Consider the following 21,187-nt stretch of genomic DNA (forward strand, 5'->3'; position numbering starts at 1 on the left):
GACTTCGAAGCCCGGCATCCGCCGGGCTTTTTTTCGCTTGCGCGAAGCCGCGCCCTAGCTCGGCGCCGACAGGTCCTCGCCGACCAGGTCGAGGAAGGTCTCGACGATCCGCCGCGAGCGCTGTTCGCGCAGGCACACCAGGGTCTCGGTCAGGCGTCGCTGGCAATCGACGATGGGCAGCGCATGGACCCGCGTGTCGGCGCCGAACTCCGCGGCCGACACCACCCCCACGCCGATCCCCGCCACCACCGCCTCGCGCGAGGCCTCGCGGCCTTCGACCTGGATCGCCGGGCGGATCCGCAGGCCGGCGCGGCTCATCTCCTCCTCCAGGGTCTGGCGGGTCACCGAGCCCTGCTCGCGCAGCACCAGCGGCATGTCGTCGAGATCGGCGAGGCGGATCGACTCGCGCCCGGCCCACGGATGGCTGAGCGAAACGAAGGCGACGATCGGGTCGTTGCGCAGGGTCAGCGAAAGCAACCGCTCGTCGCTGACGTCCCGGCCCAACAGGGCCAGGTCGGCCTGGTAGCTGAACAGTCGCTGCAGAGACTCGTCGGTATTGCCGGTCTCCACCCGCACCGCGATACCCGGATAGCGCTCGCAGAAACGCGCGATCTGCGGCAATACGTGCACCGGCGCATCCACCGCCAGGGTCAGGGTGCCGGTCCGCAGGGCGCTGGAGGCGGACAACAGCTCCTCCGCCTCGGCCTCGATCGCGAACAGCCGCTGGGTCACCGCGAGCAGGCGCTCGCCCAGTTCGCTCAGGCGCACCGAGCGCTTGTTACGGTGGAACAGCAGCACGCCGTAACGCTCCTCCAGCTTGCGCACCTGGTCGGAAACCGCCGGCTGGGTGAGAAACAGGCGCTCGGCGGCGCGCGTGAAGCTGCCGTACACGGCGACTGCATGGAAAGCCTTCAACTGCGCATGGGATACCGACATGGACCTTCACCACTCCAGGCAGGACAAGGGGTTCCGCGCCATGGGCGGCGCACACGGGGATGACCGTTCGGTCAACTTCCTCGACCCACGCCGCGCCAGGCCTACGGACAAACAAGTAAAACTTATATTTAAAATTTGATAAATCGATTTCATTTATTTATCCGGAATTGTTTCCATCGCTTCACCACAGCGCGCCAGCGCCTCGGCAGCCAGCCCCTGCCTGGGCATCCGCAACCCTTACCCAGGAGGTGAAGCCGACTCCAGATCCCTCTGACCAAGCACCGCGACATGGCGGTGCGGAAGTGCTCATCAGAACAACAACAAGGCGTGTTCCCCTCACACCTGCCGGCACCGATAACAAGATCGAGGTCAGAACCATGAATCAACGTCCCGGGACGGCGCTGCCGTCCTCTCCCGTGTCCAGCTTCCAGCGCTGGCGCCTGCAGATATTCGCGATCACCTGGCTGGCCTACGCCGCCTTCTATTTCACCCGCAAGGCCTTTTCCGTCGCCAAGCTCGGCATCGCCGAAGATCCGGGCTTCCAGTTGGACAAGATGGCGATGGCCGATCTCGACGCCATCTACCTCGCCGCCTATGCCGTCGGCCAGTTCACCTGGGGCGTGCTGGCCGACCGCTTCGGCCCGCGCATCGTGGTGTTCGGCGGCCTGCTGATCTCCGCACTGGCCGCGGTGGTCATGGGCACCTTCGCCACCCTGCCGATCTTCGCCACTTGCATGGTGGTCCAGGGACTGGCGCAGTCCACCGGCTGGTCGGGGCTGTGCAAGAACATCGGCAGTTTCTTCGCCACCCACGAACGCGGTCGGGTGCTCGGCCTGTGGAGCACCTGCTACGCCTTCGGCGGACTGGTCGCCTCGCCGTTCGCCGGCTGGTGGGCGTACAGCGTGTTCGGTACCTGGCACGCGGCGTTCTACTCCAGCGCCGCGGTGGTCGGCGGCGTGGCCCTGCTGTTCCTGTTGTTGCAGCGCAACCGCCCGGAGGACGTCGGCCATCCACCCGTCGAACCGCAGGTCGCGAGCGAGGCCGTGCGCTATGCCGGCTTCAGGCCGGAAGGCGGCAACGGCGGCAACGGCGGCAACGGCGGCAGCCTGCAGGTACTCGCCAAGGTGGTGCGCAACCGCACGGTGCTCTGCCTCGGCCTGGCCTACTTCCTGCTCAAGCCGGCGCGCTACGCGATCCTCCTGTGGGGACCGGTGATCGTCTACGAACGCATGCCGGCGCTCGGCAAGGTCGGCGCGGCGATCGTTCCCACCGCCTTCGAGGTAGCCGGCCTGCTCGGCCCGATCCTGATCGGCTTCGCCTCGGACAAGCTGTTCGGCGCACGGCGCATGCCGGCCTGCGTGATCAGCCTGCTGGCGCTGACCGTCTGCCTGGCGCTGTTCGTCCCGGCGATGACCACCGGCAGCATTCCGATAGTGGTCGGCCTGCTGTTCATGATGGGACTGACCCTGTACGGCCCGGACTCGATGATCTGCGGCTCCGCCGCCATCGACTTCGGCACCGGCGAGGCCGCCGGCACCGCCTCCGGCTTCGTCAATGGCTGCGGTTCGGTGGGCGCGATCCTCGGTGGCCTGCTGCCCGGCTATTTCGACACCTACACGGTGTTCATCGGCTTCACCGTCGCCGCCCTGATCGCCACCGCGGTGCTCCTCCCGCACTGGAACAGCCGACCCGACGGTGTTGTGAAAGGCCACAGGAACATCCCCAGCCTGGGGGACTTCCGCCCGATCCGCTCCTGACTCCGGCGCGCCCGCCGCGCCACCAGCGTCTTTTCAAGCCAGGGAAACCCTCATGCATATCGAACGCTTCGAAGTCGTCAAACGCCGGGCCGAAATGGCCCTGCACGGCAACACCCTCTACATCGGCGGCCAGGTCGCCGACGATCCCAGCGGTGACATCCAGGACCAGACCCGCCAGGTCCTGGAGAACATCGACCGGCTGCTCCAGAGCGTCGGCAGCGACCGCGGCCAGGTGCTCTCGGTACGCATCCTGCTCGCCCACCGCGAGGACTACGCCGGTCTCAACCAGGTCTGGGACCAGTGGTTTCCCGAAGGCCGGGCGCCGACCCGCGCCTGTAGCCTGGCCGAGTTGATCGACCCGCGCTGGCGGGTGGAAATGATCGTCGTCGCCGCCCGTCCGCAGTGAGAGCACAGCCATGACCTTCCGACCCTTCTGGCTGGACCAGGCCCTACGCTCCGAACATGCGGCCCCCTGCCCGCCGCTGGCCGGCGATACCCGCGCCGACCTGTGCATCGTCGGCGGCGGCTACACCGGCCTGTGGACCGCCATCATGCTCAAGGAGCACGATCCCGGGCTCGACGTGGTGCTGGTCGAGGCCGACCTCTGCGGCGCCGGCGCCAGCGGCCGCAACGGCGGCTGCGCGCTGTCCTGGTCGGCCAAATTCTTCACCCTGGAACGGCTGTTCGGGCTCACCGAGGCGATCCGCCTGGTCAAGGCCTCCGAGGACAGCATCCGGGCCATCGGCGCCTTCTGCCAGCGCTACGACGTCGAGGCCGACTACCGGCTGGACGGCACCCTCTATACCGCCACCAACCCGGCCCAGGTCGGCAGCACCGACAGCGTGATCGCCGCCCTGGAACGCCATGGCATCAACTCCTTTGCCAAGCGCCCGCTGGCCGACGTGCAACGCCTGGCCGGCTCGCGCCGGCACCTGGAAGGCTGGTTCTCGCCGGCTGCCGCGACGGTGCAGCCAGGCAAGCTGGTTCGCGGCCTGCGCCGGGTCGCCCTGCAACTGGGGGTACGCCTGTACGAAGGTACGCCGATGCGAGGACTGGAGCACGGCCGCCCGGCGGAAGTGGTCACCCCCCACGGGCGGGTCGTCGCCGACCGCGTGGTGCTGGCGCTGAACGCCTGGATGGCGAGGGCCTTCCCGCAGTTCGAACGCAGCGTGGCGATCGTCTCCAGCGACATGCTCATCACCGAGCCACGACCGGACCTGCTGCAGGAGATCGGCCTGACCAGCGGGGTCAGCGTGCTCGACTCGCGGATCTTCGTGCATTACTACCACAACACCCCGGACGGCCGGCTGATGCTCGGCAAGGGCGGCAACACCTTCGCCTACGGCGGACGCATGCTGCCGGTGTTCGACCGCCCCTCACCGTATCTCGGGCAACTACGCGGCAGTTTGCGGGAGTTCTTCCCCGAGTTCGCCGAGGTCGCCATCGAAGCCAGCTGGAACGGTCCATCGGATCGCTCGGTGACCGGCCTGCCGTTCTTCGGCCGGCTCGACGGCCGCGACAATGTGTTCTACGGCTTCGGCTACTCCGGCAGCGGCGTCGGCCCATGCCACATGGGCGGGCAGATCCTTTCTTCGCTGGCGCTCGGCCTGGACAATCCCTGGACCCGTTCGCCGCTGATCCAGGGACCGCTCGGTCGCTTCCCGCCGGAGCCGATCCGCTATGTCGGTTCGCTGATGGTGCGCAACGCGATCCGCCGCAAGGAGCGCGCCGAAGACGTCGGCCGGCGCCCGCGTCATCTCGACGTACGCCTGGCCAGGTTCGCCGCCGCCGCGGGCAAGGCCGACAAGGGGTGAGCCGCTTTCCGGGCGCCTCTTCAGCCCATTCGGGGGCGCCCTTCTTTTTCCTTCGGTTTCGATTTCGCTCAAGCAAAGGTCGTAAAAAGCTCATTTAATTCACCCGTCAGCCTGTGCGAGTCTGTTCCAACCCCTGGCCCAGTTTTCCTTCATGCACCTACCGACGACGCGCACCCTGCCCTACCAGCCTTCCGCCAACCCGGCCGGAACGCCCGCGCGTCTACCCCGCAAGCACAGCCGGTGGCTGGAACTGGAGCCGCTCGCCCTCCCTCTCGAACTGGCCTTCTGGGCGCTCTGGCATTGCCGCCACGCGCGTCCGCCGGACGCTCGTCACGCCTGATTTCCCTCCGGCCCCGCGCAACGGCGGGGCCGGCCTGCCGCTTGCATGCCGTTCCGCGACGCTGCCGTCGCCGGAGCGCCGCTGCGAGCATCGCGACGCTACCGGACAAGACCGACAAGAGAGCCCCATGAACTTCGCCTGCGAACAAGAAGCCCAGGATTTCCTGGCCGCCAACCCCGATATCGAACTCTTCGAACTGTTCATTCTCGACGCCAACGGCGTGCCGCGCGGCAAGCTGCTGCACCGCGACGAACTGCTGGCCGTCTACCGCAGCGGCCGGCCGCTGCCGAGCACCATCCTGGGGCTGACGATGAACGGCGAGGACGTCGAGGACTCCGGCCTGGTCTGGGACGTCGGCGACATCGACTGCCGCGCCTACCCCCTGTCCGGCAGCCTGGTGCGCCTGCCCTGGCGGCAGATCCCGACGGCGGCGGTGCAGGTCAGCATGCACCCGAGCGAGGGCCTGCCCGCCAGCGTCGCCGATCCGCGCCACCTCCTGGTGCGCACCATCGACGCGCTGAAGAGCGAGGGCTATCACCCGGTGATGGCCGCCGAGCTGGAGTTCTACCTGCTCGACCGTGAGCGCGACGCCAACGGCCGCCCGCAACCGGCTCGCGACGCCGATGGCGGCCGCCCGCGGGCGACCCAGGTCTACGGCCTGCGCGAACTGGAGCAGATCGAGCCGTTCCTCGCCGACCTCTATGCCGCATGCAAGGCGCAGGGCCTGCCGGCACGCACGGCGATCTCGGAATACGCCCCGGGCCAGGTGGAAATCACCCTCGACCACGGCGACGCCCTAGTCGCCATGGACCAGGCGATCCGCTACAAGCGCCTGGTCAAGGGCGTCGCGCACAAGCACGGAATGCTCGCCTGTTTCATGGCCAAGCCGTTCGACGACCTGGCCGGCACCGGCATGCACCTGCACGTCAGCCTGGCCGACGAACAAGGCCACAACCTGTTCGCCAGCGACGACCCCGCCGGCACGCCGTTGCTGCGCCAGGCGGTCGGCGGCATGCTCGCCAGCCTGCTCGACTCGCTCCTGCTGTTCTGTCCCAACGCCAACTCCTACCGGCGCTTCCAGGCCAACAGCTACGCGCCGCTGGCGCAGACCTGGGGCGTCGACAACCGCACCGTGAGCCTGCGCGTGCCGGGCGGCCCGGCCTCCAGTCGGCATATCGAGCACCGCATCTGCGGCGCCGACGCCAACCCCTACCTGGCCGCCGCGGCGCTTCTCGCCGGGGTCCACCGCGGCATCCGCGAAGGCATCGATCCGGGCGCGCCGGTGGAGGGCAATGGCTACGCCCAGGCCGGCAAGCGCCTGCCCACCGACTGGCTGACCGCCCTCGACGCCCTGCAAGGCTCCGAGTGGGCGCGGGAAGCCTTCGGCGAGCCGTTCCTCGGCGTCTACCTGGCGGTGAAGCGCGCGGAATACCGGCAATTCATGGGCGAGGTCGGCGAGCAGGACTGGCGCTGGTACCTGACCCAGGCCTGAGCCACCCCGGACCCGCCCGCATACGGCGGCGCGCCGGCAGGACGCGCCGCACTGGAACAAGGAATACCCGATGAACGCAGCAATCCATCCCCGTCCGGCCGCGGAACGCGCGCCGTCCTACTACGCCGCCACGCTCAACGAGGAAACCGACTATCCGACCCTGCTGGGCGCGGTGACGGTCGACATCGCCATCATCGGCGGCGGCTTCACCGGCGTCGCCACGGCGGTCGAACTGGCCGAGCGTGGCTACAAGGTGGCCCTGGTCGAGACCCATCGCATCGGCTGGGGCGCCAGCGGGCGCAACGGCGGCCAGGTCACCGGCAGCCTGTCCGGCGACGCGGCGATGCACAAGCAGATGCGCCAGTGGCTGGGCGCCGAGGTCGAGGACTTCATCTGGCACCTGCGCTGGCGCGGCCACGAGATCATCCGCCAGCGGGTGGAGAAGTACGGCATCGCCTGCGACCTCCGCCATGGCCACCTGCACGCGGCGATGAAGGCCAGCCACATGGGCGAGCTGCAGGCCTCCTACGAGGAGGCGGTGCGCCGCGGCATGGGCGACCAGGTGCTCCTGCTGGACAAGGCCGGCGTCCAGGCCCACCTGGAGACCGAGCTGTACTGCGGCGCGCTGAAGAACACCCGCAACATGCACCTGCACCCGCTCAACCTGTGCATCGGCGAGGCCAGGGCGGCGGCCGGCCTCGGCGCGCTGATCTTCGAACATTCCGAGGTCCTGGATATCGTCCACGGCCCGCGGCCGGCGGTGATCACCCGCGAGGGAAGGATCGAGGCGCAGCAGATCCTGCTTGCCGGCGATGTCTACCACAAGCTCGAACGCAGGCAGCTCAAGGGCATGATCTTCCCGGCCATGGGCGGAATCGTCACCACCCGCCCGCTGGGCGAGCTGGCACGGGAGATCAACCCGCAGGGGCTGGCGGTCTACGATTGCCGCTTCGTCCTCGATTACTACCGCCCCACCGCCGACGGCCGCCTGCTGTTCGGCGGCGGCGCCAACTACTCGGGCCGCGACTCGCGGGACATCGCCGCCGAGCTGCGGCCATGCATCGAGCGCACCTTCCCGCGCCTGAAGGGCGTGGAGATCGAGTTCCAGTGGAGTTGCGCCATGGGCATCGTGATGAACCGGATCCCCCAGCTCGGCAAGCTCTCCGACAACGTCTGGTACTGCCAGGGCTACTCGGGGCATGGCGTGGCCACCAGCCACATCATGGGCGAAATCATGGCCAAGGCGATGAGCGGGAGCCTGGAGCAGTTCGACACCTTCGCCCGTTGCAAGCACCTCAAGGTGCCGCTGGGCGACCTCTTCGGCAATCCGATGCTGGCCGCCGGGATGTGGTACTACCAGCTCATGGAGAAGCTGCGCTGAAGCGCGTGGGATGGCGGGGTCCGCGGAAGGCCTAGTCGGCCTTCTTGCGGATCCAGTAGAGATAGGTGCCCGCCTCTTCCTGCTGCTCGACCAGCTCGTGGCCGAGGAACACGCAGAACTTGGGGATGTCGCGGCGGGTCGAGGGATCGGTGGCGATCACCTTGAGCAGGCCGCCGGGCGCCAGGTCGCGGACCTTGTTGTGCAGCATCATCACCGGCTCGGGACAGTTCAGGCCGGTGGCGTCGAGAATGGCGTCGACAGAATGGGTCATCGGGAAACTCCGCAACAGAATCCGCGCATTGTCGCGCATGCGGCGCGGCCGGTCACCTGTCCCCGGCCGGAACGCCGCCGCCCCTCAGCGTTCAAGGCGGCGTAGATGGCAGGTCACTTCCTCGCGGTCGTGATACAGCTGCTTGCAGCCGATCGCTACCTTCAGGCCGCGCGCGTCGAAGCTCTCGCGCAGGCGCTGGAGGATCTTGCGCACCTCGGCGTAGCGCTGCTTCATCGGCAGCTTGAGGTTGACCACCGCCTCGCGGCAAAGCCCTTCGCCGATCCAGGTCTCGATCAACGCACCGGTGCGTGCCGGCTTCTCGACGATGTCGCAGACCATCCAGTCGACCCGTTGGCGCGGGCGGTACTGGTAGCCGTCGACCTTCTGGTGGTCGACCAGCCCGGAATACATCAGGTTCTCCGCCATCGGCCCGTTGTCCACGGCGGTCACCCGCATCTCCCGGTTAACCAGTTGCCAGGTCCAGCCGCCCGGCGCCGCACCGAGGTCCACGGCGAGCATGTCCGGCGCCAGGCGCTTGTCCCATTCGCTGCGCGGGATGAACTGGTGCCAGGCTTCCTCCAGCTTCAGCGTCGAACGGCTCGGCGCCTCGCGGGGAAACTTCAGGCGCGGGATGCCCATCGGCCAGAGCGCGCTGTTGCGCGGCTCGGCGAGGCCGACGAAGACTTCCCGGCCGGAGCGGAAGGTCAGCAGCAGGCGCGGCAGCGCCGGGTCCTCCTGCAACCGCCCGGCCTTCACCAGCGCCGCGCGCAGCGGTTTCTCGAACTTGCGGCAGAAGGTCGAGACCTCCTTGCCGGCATTGGTGTCCAGCACCTCCAGCCAGAGGCTGCCGCAGACCGGATAACTCGCCAGTTCCGCCAGCAGCACCTCGATGCGCTGGCTTTCCGGCAATTCGATGAAGCCGGGTCCGCGCGCCCACTGGCGCGGGAAGATCAAGTCGGCGAAACGCAGGCGGCGCATCAGGCGCTCGGCGCCGTCGGCGTCCTGGCAGACGAACTCGACGTGGGCGCTGGCCGGCTTGCTCTTGGCGTAGCCGGGAATCTCGAGAGTGGCTGCATGCTCGGCGATTTCGGCGCAGACTTCACCTTCGAAGCCTGGCCGGCAGTGCATCAACAGGGTATTCATGGGGTTGTCTCCTTGGCCGCGCACTATAGTGCCGGGCATGCCTCAAGGGAACTGCAGCGACCGTTCGTCGGTCCAGTGTATATGGCAGGAGCCCTCGAGCCGGTCTAGCTTGAAGGTTTCGAACAACGCTATCCCAAAGTCTGACTCTCGCCAGCGGCCGGTACCGATGGGATCGGGCCACCGCGCATTACCGAGGTAACGGCACCCTGGCGTCCGCGGACGCCGCGGGTCCCGGGCGAAGCCAGGCACTATCGGCTCGACGACGGGCCTGGCGTCAGGACGAGGCCAGGCCCGCCGCCCCCGGGCCCGCCGTGAGGAAATCAGAAATGCCTGCTTTGGACAGCCTGAAAACCCTTCGCAGTCTCGCTGTGGACGGCAAGACCTACCACTACTACAGCCTCCCGGAAGCCGCCCGGACCCTGGGCGATCTCGGCAAGCTGCCGATGTCGCTGAAGGTCCTGCTGGAAAACCTCCTGCGCTGGGAGGACGGCAGCACCGTCACCGGCGACGACCTCAAGGCCCTCGCCGGCTGGCTCAGGGAGCGCCGCTCCGACCGCGAGATCCAGTACCGCCCGGCGCGGGTCCTGATGCAGGACTTCACCGGGGTTCCCGCGGTGGTCGACCTGGCCGCCATGCGCGCGGCCATGGCCAAGGCCGGCGGCGACCCGCAGAAGATCAACCCGCTGTCGCCGGTGGACCTGGTCATCGACCACTCGGTGATGGTCGACAAGTTCGCCAGCGAATCGGCCTTCGAACAGAACGTCGAGATCGAGATGCAGCGCAACGGCGAACGCTACGCCTTCCTGCGCTGGGGCCAGAACGCCTTCGACAATTTCAGCGTGGTACCGCCGGGCACCGGCATCTGCCACCAGGTCAACCTGGAATACCTGGGCCGCACGGTCTGGACCAAGGAAGAGGATGGCAGGACCTACGCCTTCCCAGACACCCTGGTCGGCACCGACTCCCACACCACCATGATCAACGGCCTCGGCGTGCTCGGCTGGGGCGTCGGCGGCATCGAGGCGGAAGCCGCCATGCTCGGCCAGCCGGTATCGATGCTGATCCCCGAGGTCATCGGCTTCAAGCTCACCGGCAAGCTGCGCGAGGGCATCACCGCCACCGACCTGGTGCTGACCGTCACGCAGATGCTGCGCAAGAAGGGCGTGGTGGGGAAATTCGTCGAGTTCTACGGCGACGGCCTGGCCGACCTGCCCCTGGCGGACCGCGCCACCATCGCCAACATGGCCCCGGAATACGGCGCCACCTGCGGCTTCTTCCCGGTGGACGAGATCACCCTCGGCTACCTGCGCCTGTCCGGACGCCCGGAAAGCACGGTCAAGCTGGTCGAGGCCTACAGCAAGGAACAGGGCCTGTGGCGCGAGAAGGGCCACGAGCCGGTGTTCACCGACACCCTGCACCTGGACATGGGCGAAGTCGAGGCCAGTCTGGCCGGACCGAAGCGCCCGCAGGACCGCGTGGCCCTGCAGAACGTCGCCAGCGCCTTCAACGAGTTCCTCGGCCTGCAACTGCATCCCTCCAGCACCGAAGAAGGCCGCCTGCTCAGCGAGGGCGGCGGCGGCACCGCGGTCGGCGCCAACGCCGCCTTCGGCGAGATCGACTACCAGCACGACGGCCAGACCCACCGCCTGAAGAACGGCGCGGTGGTGATCGCCGCCATCACCTCCTGCACCAACACCTCCAACCCCAGCGTGATGATGGCCGCCGGCCTGCTGGCGAAGAAGGCGGTGGAGAAAGGCCTGCAACGCAAGCCCTGGGTGAAGAGTTCGCTGGCGCCGGGCTCCAAGGTGGTCACCGACTACTTCAAGGCCGCCGGCCTGACCCGCTACCTCGACGAACTCGGCTTCGACCTGGTCGGCTACGGCTGCACCACCTGCATCGGCAACTCCGGCCCGCTGCTGGAGCCGATCGAGAAAGCCATCCAGCAGGCCGACCTGACCGTCGCCTCGGTACTCTCCGGCAACCGTAACTTCGAAGGCCGCGTGCACCCGTTGGTGAAGACCAACTGGCTGGCCTCGCCGCCGCTGGTGGTGGCCTACGCCCTGGCCGGCAGCGTGCGGATCAACCTCAGCGAGGAACCGCTGGGCACCGGCAAGGACGGCCAGCCGGTCTACCTGAAGGACATCTGGCCGAGCCAGAAGGAAATCGCCGAGGCGATCCAGAAGGTCGACACCGAGATGTTCCACAAGGAGTACGCCGAGGTCTTCGCCGGCGACGAGAAATGGCAGGCGATCCAGGTGCCGCAGTCGGACACCTACGAGTGGCAGGCCGACTCCACCTACATCCAGCATCCACCCTTCTTCGAACACATCGCCGAGGCGCCGCCGGCCATCGCCGACGTCGAGCAGGCGCGGGTGCTGGCGGTGCTGGGCGACTCGGTGACCACCGACCACATCTCCCCTGCCGGCAACATCAAGGCCGACAGCCCGGCCGGCCGCTACCTGCGCGAGCACGGCGTGGAACCGAAGGACTTCAACTCCTACGGCTCCCGTCGCGGCAACCATGAGGTGATGATGCGCGGCACCTTCGCCAACATCCGCATCAAGAACGAGATGCTCGGCGGCGAGGAAGGCGGCAATACCCTGTACGTGCCCAGCGGCGAGAAACTGGCGATCTACGACGCGGCCATGCGCTACCAGCAGGACGGCACCCCGCTGGTGATCGTCGCCGGCAAGGAATACGGCACCGGCTCGTCGCGCGACTGGGCGGCCAAGGGTACCAACCTGCTGGGCGTGAAGGCGGTGATCGCGGAGAGCTTCGAGCGCATCCACCGCTCCAACCTGGTCGGCATGGGCGTGCTGCCGTTGCAGTTCGAGAACGGCCAGGACCGCAAGAGCCTGAAGCTGACCGGCAAGGAGGTGCTGAACATCCGCGGCCTCGGCGGCGAACTCAAGCCGCACATGCCGCTCAGCGTGGAAGTGACCCGCGAGGACGGCAGCCAGGACAGCTTCAAGGTCCTTTGCCGCATCGACACCCTCAACGAGGTCGAGTACTTCAAGGCCGGCGGCATCCTCCACTACGTGCTGCGCAGCATGCTCTGAGGCAGCGGCGGTACGCGCGGAGGGGTGGCTTCGGCCACCCCTTTTTCATTCCGGCGCCCGGGGCGGCGGGCGCTTCGCAGGGCGAACAACGCCCCTGCGTCATCCGCCGATACCCCGCAGGACCGGCGAATGGCCGCCTCGCGCTTATCCGCCAAGCCCCTCCCCAGCCCATGCGCGCCGCCGGGAATGACACGAAACCGTAACGTATTGACCTCCATCAGCGAATCCGCCATCTATCCGACCACGTGGTCGGTTCTCATGCTTTGGGTCAATAGCTATCTGTTTTTCCTCGTGAAAGCATTCACAAATCCCTCATGTGAAAGGCGTTTTCGCCGATGCAGAGGTAAATGCTTCACTTGTTTTGGAAGGCCCATGCGCAACAATCAACCGATCACCCAGCACGAGCGCGTCTATCCGGCGGAGCAACGCCTGATCACCACCACCAATCTCAAAGGCATCATTACCTACTGCAATGAAGCCTTCATCGACATCAGCGGCTTCAGTCGCGAGGAGCTGATGTCCGCGCCGCACAATCTGATCCGTCACCCCGACGTCCCGCCGGCGGTGTTCGCCCACATGTGGACCACCCTCAAAGCCGGCCGCCCGTGGATGGGGATCGTCAAGAACCGCTGCAAGAACGGCGACCACTACTGGGTCAGCGCCTATGTCACGCCGATCTACGACCAGGGCGCGGTGGTCGGCTACGAGTCGGTGCGGGTCAAGCCGACCGCCGAACAGATCCAGCGCGCCGAGGCCCTCTACCGTCGCCTCGGCGCCGGCAAGCCGGCGATCCCCCGGCGCGACCGCTGGCTGCCGGTACTGCTCGACTGGCTGCCGTTCATCCTGATCAGCCAGATCGGCTTCCTCATCGGTATCTGGCTGAACTCCTGGTGGGGCTTCATCCTCGCCGGCCTGCTCGCCGTTCCGCTCGGCCTGGCCGGACTGCGCTGGCAGAAGCGCGGGCTGAAGCGCCTGATGCGGCTCGCCGAACAGACCACCTCCGACCCGCTGATCGCGCAGATGTACACCGACAGCCGCGGTGAGCAGGCGCGCCTGGAAATGGCCATCCTCAGCCAGGACGCGCGCCTGAAGACCTGCCTGACGCGCCTGCAGGACACCGCCGAATACCTCACCGAGCAGGCGCGCCAGGCCGACACCCTGGCCCACCACAGCTCCGCCGGTCTGGAACAGCAGCGCGCAGAGACCGAGCAGGTGGCCACCGCGGTCAACGAGATGGCCGCCACCACCCAGGAAGTGGCGAACAATGTCCAGTTGACCGCCGACGCCACGCAGAAGGCCAACGAACTGACCTCGCGCGGCCGCGACATCGCCGCGGAGACGCGCAACGCCATCCAGCGCCTGTCGGAGTCGGTGGGCGAGACCGGGGCCGCGGTGAGTCGCCTGGCCCAGGACAGCAACGAGATCGGCGGTGTGGTCGATGTGATCAAGGGCATTGCCGACCAGACCAACCTGCTCGCCCTCAACGCCGCCATCGAGGCGGCGCGGGCCGGCGACCAGGGACGCGGCTTCGCCGTGGTGGCCGACGAAGTGCGCTCGCTGGCGCAACGCACCGCGGCCTCCACCGAGCAGATCCACCATCTGATCGCCAAGTTGCAGAACACCGCCAACGATGCGGTACATACCATGGAGAGCGGTCTGCAGCAGGCCGAGGCCGGGGTCCAGCGAGTGCTGGAAGCCGACAGCGCGCTGGTCGGCATCAGCGAGGCGGTCAGCAACATCACCGAGATGACCACCCAGATCGCCGCCGCCGCGGAAGAACAGAGCGCGGTGGCCGAGGAAATCAACCGCAACATCAGCACCATCGCCGCCCTGGCCGAGCAGACCTCCGACGAGGCGCTGCGCACGGCGAAACTGAGCGAGGAACTGACCACCACCGCGCAGAGCCAGTATTCCCTGGTCGAGCGCTTCAACCGCTGAGATCAAGCCGCGGGGAGGAAGCTCCCCGCGCCTGCCGTCACTTGAAGTCCCATTGCATCTGCGCCGGGATGCTCACCGCGCTGGACGACTGCACGCAGACGTCGAGGTAGTCGGTGAAGCGCGGCGGCGCGGAGATCCCCTCCTCCAGCAGACGGCTGTTGTCGAACAGGTAGTTGAGGTCGGCAAAGCCGCTGTACAAGCGCAACGCGCGCAGGACCAGACGCGGATTGGCCGGGCCGATGCGCGACTCGAAGCTCTTCGCCAGTTCCTTGAGGTCGTCCACCTCCACCTTGCGGTAGCGCTCGCCTACCGGCGCCGCCCCGTTGGCGCGGGCGAAGGCCTCGTCGATCTCACCGAAGGTGCAGGCCGCGCGATGGCCGGCGGAGATATGGTAGAGGCTGTGCCCCAGGCACGGCTTCAGCGCCAGGCCGATCAGCGCCTCGGCGCAGTAGTCGACCGGGATCACGTCGATCTGCTCGTCCAGGCCGCAGGTGAAGCTTTCCAGGGCGAAGCCCATGCGGAAGACCCAGAAGATGCTACCGGAGGCCTGGCAGCCAAGGGTACGGTGGCCCACCACGATGGATGGCCGCGCCACCACCAGGGGCAGGCCCGGCAGTTCCTCGCGCATGCGCCGCTCGATTTCCGCCTTGGACGCGGTGTAGTCCACCAGTTGCTGCTCCGCCGCCGGGAACTCCCAGGACTCGCTGATCGGCGACTCTCGCTGCGGTCCGCAGCACATCGCGGTACCGACGTGGAGGAAACGCTTCAGTCGCTTCGAACGGCTCAGCACGTCGGCGAAGGCGAAAGTGCCGTCGACGTTGACCGGCCAGATGGTCGGGTTCTTCGAGAACGACGCTACGGCGGCGCAATTGATCACCCGCTCCACCTGCATCAGACGCGGCGTCTCGCGGGCCAGCCAGGAGGTGTCGAGGAAATCGCCGCAGAGGATCTGCTCCGCCCGCAGTGCCAGGCAGTCGGCTTCGTCGACGCCATGCATCAGCAGGTTGCCGCGCAGGCGTTCGAGCCCCTGCTGGCGGGATTCGGCGCGGACCAGGAAGGACAGGTTGGCGCCGTGCCCGGCGGCGATCAGCTGGGCGGCGACCGAACCGCCGAGAAAGCCGGTGGCCCCCGTCAGCAGGATGCGTTCGCGGGTATCGATAGCGGTGATCTGCTCACCGTCGGCATGCATGTTCATGTCTTCCCCCCTCAGAGAAGTCAGTCGCCCACGCCTCGATGCGAGGGTGGTTGCGCCGCAGCTTATGAGGGGATGCCTTAAGGAACCGTTAATGGCCCTGGAGCCCGCGAAGGAAGCCGGCCACCTCCCGCGCCGTTGCCGCCAGGTGCTGCTCGTGGGTCAGGCCGGAGGCCTTCAGCGGCTTGAGGTCGTGGTCCGCCGCGGCCAGCCAGTGCAGGCGGATCGTCGGCGCCAGCGCATAGCCCGCCACCGCCTCGCGGTTGCCCAGGGCATCGCGCTCGCCCTGGACGATCAGGGTCGGCGTGCGCAGCCCGGCGAGGTGCGCGACCCGCGGCTTCTCCGGCTTGCCGGCGGCGTAGAACGGGTAGCCGAGACAGACCAGGGCATCCGCGCCCAGCTCGTCGGCCAGCAGGCTGGCCATGCGCCCGCCCATCGACTTGCCGCCCAGGGCCAAGGGCCCGTCCAGGGTCTCGCGGACCTGCGCATGGACCCGCCGCCAGCAGTCGAGCAACTGCGCCTGCGGATTCGGCGGACGCTTGCGGCCGTCCTCGCGGCGCTGGGCCATGTAGGGAAACTCGAAGCGCGCGACGGCGATGCCCTGGGCGGCGAGCAGTTCGGCGATGCGCTCCATGAACGGGCTGTCCATCGGCGCCCCAGCGCCATGGGCGAGAATCAGGGTGGCCGACAGCGAGCCGGCCGGGCGGTTCCATTTCAGCGACAACTTGCCACACCTCGTATGCAGTGGGGGTCGGGAAGCCAATTGATCCCGATCAATATTTCATAACGCCCCATTATCCATGCTTCCTCTCGCTAATTACGCCAATTAGACCAGCCCCAATGGGGGGACGCCCGGCATCCCAACTGCCGGAAAAGCCATAGCGTATAACCGTGGATGGAAGCCCATAGCATGAGCACCACTAACCCAGAGTCCGCCTATAACTACAAGGTGGTCCGCCAATTCGCCATCATGACCGTGGTCTGGGGCATCGTCGGCATGACCGTCGGTGTCCTGATCGCCGCCCAGTTGGTATGGCCCGACCTGAACTTCGGCTTGCCGTGGACGAGCTTCGGCCGCCTGCGCCCGCTGCACACCAACGCGGTGATCTTCGCCTTCGGCGGTTGCGCGCTGTTCGCCACCAGCTACTACGCGGTGCAGCGCACCTGCCAGGTGCGACTGTTCTCCGACACCCTCGCCTCCTTCACCTTCTGGGGCTGGCAACTGGTGATCCTGCTGGCCGCCATCAGCCTGCCGCTGGGCTACACCTCGTCCAAGGAGTACGCCGAGCTGGAGTGGCCGATCGACATCCTGATCACGGTGGTCTGGGTCGCCTACGCGGTGGTGTTCTTCGGCACCCTGGTCAAGCGCAAGGTCAAGCACATCTATGTGGGCAACTGGTTCTTCGGCGGGTTCATCCTCACCGTCGCCATGCTCCACGTGGTGAACAACCTCGAGCTGCCGGTGACCTTCACCAAGTCCTACTCGCTGTACGCCGGCGCCACCGACGCCATGGTCCAGTGGTGGTACGGGCACAACGCCGTGGGCTTCTTCCTCACCGCCGGCTTCCTCGGCATGATGTACTACTTCGTGCCCAAGCAGGCCGAGCGTCCGGTCTATTCCTACCGCCTGTCCATCGTCCACTTCTGGGCGCTGATCGCGGTGTACATCTGGGCCGGCCCGCACCACCTGCACTACACCGCGCTGCCGGACTGGGCGCAGTCGCTGGGCATGGTGATGTCGCTGATCCTCCTGGCGCCGAGCTGGGGCGGCATGATCAACGGCATGATGACCCTCTCGGGCGCCTGGCATAAGCTGCGCAGCGACCCGATCCTGCGCTTCCTGGTGGTGTCCCTGGCCTTCTACGGCATGTCCACCTTCGAAGGCCCGATGATGGCGATCAAGACCGTCAACGCCCTCTCCCACTATACCGACTGGACCATCGGCCACGTACACGCCGGCGCCCTCGGCTGGGTCGCGATGGTTTCCATCGGCTCGCTCTACCACCTGATCCCGAAGGTCTTCGGCCGCGAGAAGATGTACAGCCTGGGCCTGATCAACGCGCACTTCTGGCTGGCCACCATCGGTACCGTGCTTTACATCGCCTCGATGTGGGTCAACGGCATCACCCAGGGCCTGATGTGGCGCGCGGTCAACGAGGACGGCACCCTGACCTACTCCTTCGTCGAAGCGCTGGCCGCCGGCCACCCCGGCTTCATCGTGCGCATGCTCGGCGGTTTCATCTTCCTGCTCGGCATGTTCCTGATGGCCTACAACACCTGGCGCACCGTCAGTGCCGCCAAGCCGGCCGAATACGAAGCCGCCGCACAGATCGCCTGAGGAGCCGAGCATGAAACACGAAATACTCGAGAAGAACGTCGGCCTGCTGGCGCTATGCATGGCCGTGGCCGTGAGCATCGGCGGCCTGACCCAGATCGTGCCGCTGTTCTTCCAGGACGTGACCAACACCCCGGTCGAAGGCATGAAGCCCTACACCGCGCTGCAACTGGAAGGCCGCGACATCTATATCCGCGAAGGCTGCGTCGGCTGCCACTCGCAGATGATCCGTCCGTTCCGCGCCGAAACCGAACGCTACGGCCACTACTCGGTGGCCGGCGAGAGCGTCTGGGACCACCCCTTCCTGTGGGGTTCCAAGCGTACCGGTCCGGACCTGGCCCGCGTCGGTAGCCGCTACTCCGACGACTGGCACCGCGCGCACCTGTTCAACCCGCGCAACGTGGTGCCCGAGTCGAAGATGCCGGCCTACCCGTGGCTGGTGGAGAACAAGCTCGACGGCAAGGACATCGAGAAGAAGCTCGAAGTGATGCGCACCCTCGGCGTGCCCTATACCGACGAAGACATCAAGGGCGCCAAGGACTCGCTGAAAGGCAAGACCGAAATGGACGCCGTGGTCGCCTACCTGCAGGTGCTCGGCACCTCGATCAAGAACAAACGGTGACGGCAATGGATATCGGGACGCTGCGAGGACTCGGCACGCTGCTGATCATGGTCGCCTTCATCGGTCTGGTGATCTGGGCCTACAGCGGCAAACGCAAGAAGAGCTTCGACGAAGCGACGATGCTGCCCTTCGCAGACGATCCCGAAGCCAAAAAGCACGTCGAGCAAGCTTCTAGGAGTAACAAAGAATGACCACCTTCTGGAGTCTGTACATCACAGCTCTTACCGTCGGTACCTTGATCGCCCTGCTCTGGCTGGTCTTCGCCACCCGCAAGGGCGAGGCCAAGGGTACTACCGAAAAGACCATGGGCCACTCCTACGACGGCATCGAGGAGTATGACAACCCGCTGCCGAAGTGGTGGTTCATGCTGTACATCGGCACCATCGTCTTCTCCGTCGGCTACCTGGTCCTGTACCCGGGCCTGGGTAACTGGAAAGGCGTGCTGCCGGGCTACGAGGGCGGCTGGACCCAGGACAAGCAGTGGGAACGCGAGATGAACATCGCCCAGGAGAAGTACGGGCCGATCTTCGCCAAGTACGCCGCCATGCCCATCGAGGAAGTGGCCAAGGACGAGCACGCCATGAAGATGGGCAGCCGCATGTTCGCCACCTACTGCTCGATCTGCCACGGTTCCGACGCCAAGGGCGCCCTCGGCTTCCCCAACCTGGCCGACAACGAGTGGCGCTGGGGCGGTGACCCGCAGAGCATCGAGACCACCATCCTCGGCGGTCGCCACGCGATCATGGCGGCCTGGGGCGACATCCTCGGCGAAGACGGGGTGAAGAACGTCGCCGCCTACGTCCGCACCGAACTCGCCGGGCTGAAGCTGCCGGAAGGCACCAAGGCCGACGTCGAGGCCGGCAAGCAGATCTTCTCGGTCAACTGCGTCGCCTGCCACGGCCCGGAAGGCAAGGGTACCGCCCTGGTCGGCGCGCCGAACCTGACCAACCCCGGCGCGTTCATCTACGGCTCCAGCTACGCCCAGCTCCAACAAACCATCCGCCATGGCCGCCAGGGCCAGATGCCGGCCCAGGAGCCCTACCTGGGCAAAGAAAAGGTGCACATCCTGGCCGCCTACATCTACAACCTGTCGCACAACCAGGGCAGCAACTGACCCCTCCCCCCACCCGCGCCCTCCCGGGCGCGGGTCCTTCCCCCGGTCTCAGACCTTAGTCCCAGGCGGCGCGACGAAGTGTCGCACCAGCGGACGCCTTTCCTACCCTTCCTTTTCAATCGCGTCTAAGCTGCTCTGCATTCGTCCCTCTCCGGCAGAGCGACGGGACACCTAACTTCACCGGCCGAACCCACTCGCCCGGATAGCGCCAGAAAGCCATACGGCCGCCTTGGAAAGCGCTCTGAAGCAGGCATCAAACTGGCGTCGCCCCTGGCCTGGCGCGTTGCAATGCCCACCCGCTTTCTCCATACTTGCCGCCGATTTTTTGTCCCTAAAAAAGTCCATTAACCGTGGAACCCCTAGCATGAGCACAGCAATCAGTCAGACTGCTTATAACTATAAGGTGGTCCGCCAGTTCGCCGTTATGACGGTGGTCTGGGGGGTCATTGGAATGGGTCTCGGTGTCCTGATCGCCGCCCAACTGGTATGGCCCGAATTGAACTTCGACCTGCCATGGACGAGCTTCGGCCGCCTTCGCCCCCTGCACACCAACGCGGTGATCTTCGCCTTCGGTGGGTGCGCCCTCTTCGCCACCTCGTACTACGTGGTGCAACGTACCTCGCAAGCCCGACTGATTTCAGACACGCTGGCGGCCTTCACCTTCTGGGGTTGGCAGGCCGTGATCGTGGGCGCCGTGCTGACCCTGCCGCAGGGTTTCACCACCTCCAAGGAATACGCCGAACTGGAATGGCCGCTGGCCATCCTCTTGGCGATCGTCTGGATCACCTACGCGATCGTGTTCTTCGGCACCATCGTCAAGCGCAAGGTCAAGCACATCTATGTGGGCAACTGGTTCTACGGTGCCTTCATCCTGGTGACGGCGATGCTGCACATCGTCAACCACATGTCGCTGCCGGTGAGCTGGTTCAAGTCCTACTCCGCCTACTCCGGCGCCACCGATGCGATGGTCCAGTGGTGGTACGGCCACAACGCCGTGGGCTTCTTCCTGACCACCGGCTTCCTCGGCATGATGTACTACTTCGTGCCCAAGCAGGCCGAGCGTCCGGTCTATTCCTATCGCCTGTCCATCGTCCACTTCTGGGCGCTGATCTCCCTGTACATCTGGGCCGGCCCGCACCACCTGCACTACACCGCGCTGCCGGACTGGGCGCAGTCGCTGGGCATGGTGATGTCGCTGATCCTCCTGGCACCGAGCTGGGGCGGCATGATCAACGGCATGATGACCCTCTCCGGCGCCTGGCATAAGCTGCGCACCGACCCGATCCTGCGCTTCCTGGTGGTATCCCTGGCCTTCTACGGCATGTCCACCTTCGAAGGCCCGATGATGGCGATCAAGACCGTCAACGCCCTCTCCCACTACACCGACTGGACCATCGGCCACGTGCACGCCGGCGCCCTCGGCTGGGTGGCGATGATCTCCATCGGCTCGCTCTACCACCTGATCCCGAAAGTCTTCGGTCGCCCGCAGATGCACAGCATCGGCCTGATCAACGCGCACTTCTGGCTGGCCACCATCGGCACCGTGCTGTACATCGCCTCGATGTGGGTCAACGGCATCACCCAGGGCCTGATGTGGCGCGCGGTCAACGAGGACGGCACCCTGACCTACTCCTTCGTTGAAGCACTGGTCGCAAGCCACCCGGGCTTCATCGTGCGCATGATCGGCGGTGGTTTCTTCCTCACCGGCATGCTGCTGATGGCCTACAACACCTGGCGCACCGTGCGTGCTGCCAAGCCGGCCGAATACGAAGCCGCCGCGCAGATCGCCTGAG

18 protein-coding genes are annotated in these 21,187 nt (G+C 66.6%); 13 read left to right on the plus strand and 5 right to left on the minus strand.

Annotated features, from left to right (window positions below):
• Positions 1 to 54 precede the first annotated feature (54 nt).
• Positions 55 to 936 (minus strand): LysR substrate-binding domain-containing protein, encoded by an 882-nt coding sequence (locus tag VQ067_RS18100; RefSeq protein WP_003140168.1) that lies wholly within the window; start codon positions 934 to 936, stop codon positions 55 to 57.
• A 377-nt stretch (positions 937 to 1,313) separates the two neighbouring features.
• Between VQ067_RS18100 and VQ067_RS18105 the strand changes: the two genes are divergently transcribed.
• The 6 genes from VQ067_RS18105 (at position 1,314) to VQ067_RS18130 (ending at position 7,720) form a co-directional block, all read left to right on the plus strand.
• Complete coding sequence (locus tag VQ067_RS18105) at positions 1,314 to 2,693, plus strand: MFS transporter (protein WP_033990462.1); 1,380 nt, start codon at positions 1,314 to 1,316, stop codon at positions 2,691 to 2,693.
• A 52-nt stretch (positions 2,694 to 2,745) separates the two neighbouring features.
• Complete coding sequence (locus VQ067_RS18110) at positions 2,746 to 3,099, plus strand: RidA family protein (protein WP_003087359.1); 354 nt, start codon at positions 2,746 to 2,748, stop codon at positions 3,097 to 3,099.
• A 10-nt stretch (positions 3,100 to 3,109) separates the two neighbouring features.
• Positions 3,110 to 4,507: an FAD-dependent oxidoreductase gene (locus VQ067_RS18115; RefSeq protein WP_033990460.1), complete on the plus strand. Its 1,398-nt coding sequence runs from the start codon at positions 3,110 to 3,112 to the stop codon at positions 4,505 to 4,507.
• 151 nt (positions 4,508 to 4,658) lie between these two features.
• Entirely contained in the window at positions 4,659 to 4,847 is a 189-nt protein-coding gene (locus tag VQ067_RS18120; RefSeq protein WP_011666714.1) for a hypothetical protein, read from the plus strand.
• A 127-nt stretch (positions 4,848 to 4,974) separates the two neighbouring features.
• Positions 4,975 to 6,339, plus strand: a complete 1,365-nt coding sequence (locus VQ067_RS18125; RefSeq protein ID WP_009314736.1) for a glutamine synthetase family protein — start codon at positions 4,975 to 4,977, stop codon at positions 6,337 to 6,339.
• A 70-nt stretch (positions 6,340 to 6,409) separates the two neighbouring features.
• The gene (locus VQ067_RS18130) at positions 6,410 to 7,720 is read left to right on the plus strand and encodes an NAD(P)/FAD-dependent oxidoreductase (protein ID WP_003132950.1); all 1,311 of its coding nucleotides are present in this window, start codon (positions 6,410 to 6,412) and stop codon (positions 7,718 to 7,720) included.
• A 31-nt stretch (positions 7,721 to 7,751) separates the two neighbouring features.
• On the opposite strand, the gene tusA is transcribed toward VQ067_RS18130, so the two are convergent.
• Entirely contained in the window at positions 7,752 to 7,991 is a 240-nt protein-coding gene (tusA, locus tag VQ067_RS18135) for a sulfurtransferase TusA (RefSeq protein WP_003105999.1), read from the minus strand.
• Between the two features lie 84 nt (positions 7,992 to 8,075).
• Complete coding sequence (gene rlmM / locus VQ067_RS18140; protein WP_003087345.1) at positions 8,076 to 9,134, minus strand: 23S rRNA (cytidine(2498)-2'-O)-methyltransferase RlmM; 1,059 nt, start codon at positions 9,132 to 9,134, stop codon at positions 8,076 to 8,078.
• 326 nt (positions 9,135 to 9,460) lie between these two features.
• Here rlmM and acnA point away from each other — a divergent pair, with 326 nt between their 5' ends.
• Positions 9,461 to 12,193 (plus strand): aconitate hydratase AcnA, encoded by a 2,733-nt coding sequence (acnA, locus tag VQ067_RS18145; protein ID WP_003087332.1) that lies wholly within the window; start codon positions 9,461 to 9,463, stop codon positions 12,191 to 12,193.
• Positions 12,194 to 12,565: 372 nt separating this feature from the next.
• Positions 12,566 to 14,131, plus strand: a complete 1,566-nt coding sequence (locus VQ067_RS18150) for a methyl-accepting chemotaxis protein (RefSeq protein ID WP_003140182.1) — start codon at positions 12,566 to 12,568, stop codon at positions 14,129 to 14,131.
• A gap of 37 nt (positions 14,132 to 14,168) precedes the next feature.
• Here VQ067_RS18150 and cprA read toward each other — a convergent pair whose 3' ends face one another.
• Both cprA and VQ067_RS18160 read right to left on the minus strand, forming a co-directional pair.
• A complete protein-coding gene (gene cprA, locus VQ067_RS18155) occupies positions 14,169 to 15,326 on the minus strand; it encodes a cationic peptide resistance protein CprA (RefSeq protein WP_003087328.1) in 1,158 nt (385 codons plus the stop codon).
• Positions 15,327 to 15,414: 88 nt separating this feature from the next.
• Positions 15,415 to 16,047 (minus strand): alpha/beta hydrolase family protein, encoded by a 633-nt coding sequence (locus tag VQ067_RS18160; protein ID WP_003105994.1) that lies wholly within the window; start codon positions 16,045 to 16,047, stop codon positions 15,415 to 15,417.
• A 186-nt stretch (positions 16,048 to 16,233) separates the two neighbouring features.
• Between VQ067_RS18160 and ccoN (VQ067_RS18165) the strand changes: the two genes are divergently transcribed.
• The 5 genes from ccoN (VQ067_RS18165) (at position 16,234) to ccoN (VQ067_RS18185) (ending at position 21,186) form a co-directional block, all read left to right on the plus strand.
• On the plus strand, positions 16,234 to 17,661 hold the full coding sequence (gene ccoN, locus VQ067_RS18165; RefSeq protein WP_003087322.1) for a cytochrome-c oxidase, cbb3-type subunit I: 1,428 nt from the start codon (positions 16,234 to 16,236) through the stop codon (positions 17,659 to 17,661).
• 10 nt (positions 17,662 to 17,671) lie between these two features.
• Positions 17,672 to 18,280, plus strand: coding sequence for a cytochrome-c oxidase, cbb3-type subunit II (gene ccoO, locus VQ067_RS18170; protein WP_003087318.1), 609 nt, complete (start codon positions 17,672 to 17,674; stop codon positions 18,278 to 18,280).
• Between the two features lie 5 nt (positions 18,281 to 18,285).
• Positions 18,286 to 18,471: a CcoQ/FixQ family Cbb3-type cytochrome c oxidase assembly chaperone gene (locus VQ067_RS18175; RefSeq protein WP_003087314.1), complete on the plus strand. Its 186-nt coding sequence runs from the start codon at positions 18,286 to 18,288 to the stop codon at positions 18,469 to 18,471.
• A complete protein-coding gene (ccoP, locus tag VQ067_RS18180; protein WP_003087308.1) occupies positions 18,468 to 19,394 on the plus strand; it encodes a cytochrome-c oxidase, cbb3-type subunit III in 927 nt (308 codons plus the stop codon). The genes VQ067_RS18175 and ccoP overlap by 4 nt, the downstream gene beginning before the upstream one ends.
• A 364-nt stretch (positions 19,395 to 19,758) precedes the next feature.
• Positions 19,759 to 21,186, plus strand: coding sequence for a cytochrome-c oxidase, cbb3-type subunit I (ccoN, locus tag VQ067_RS18185; protein ID WP_003087306.1), 1,428 nt, complete (start codon positions 19,759 to 19,761; stop codon positions 21,184 to 21,186).
• Position 21,187: the final 1 nt, after the last annotated feature.

It is taken from the genome of Pseudomonas sp. KBN12P06040 (assembly GCF_037574965.1).
GTDB lineage: Bacteria > Pseudomonadota > Gammaproteobacteria > Pseudomonadales > Pseudomonadaceae > Pseudomonas > Pseudomonas aeruginosa.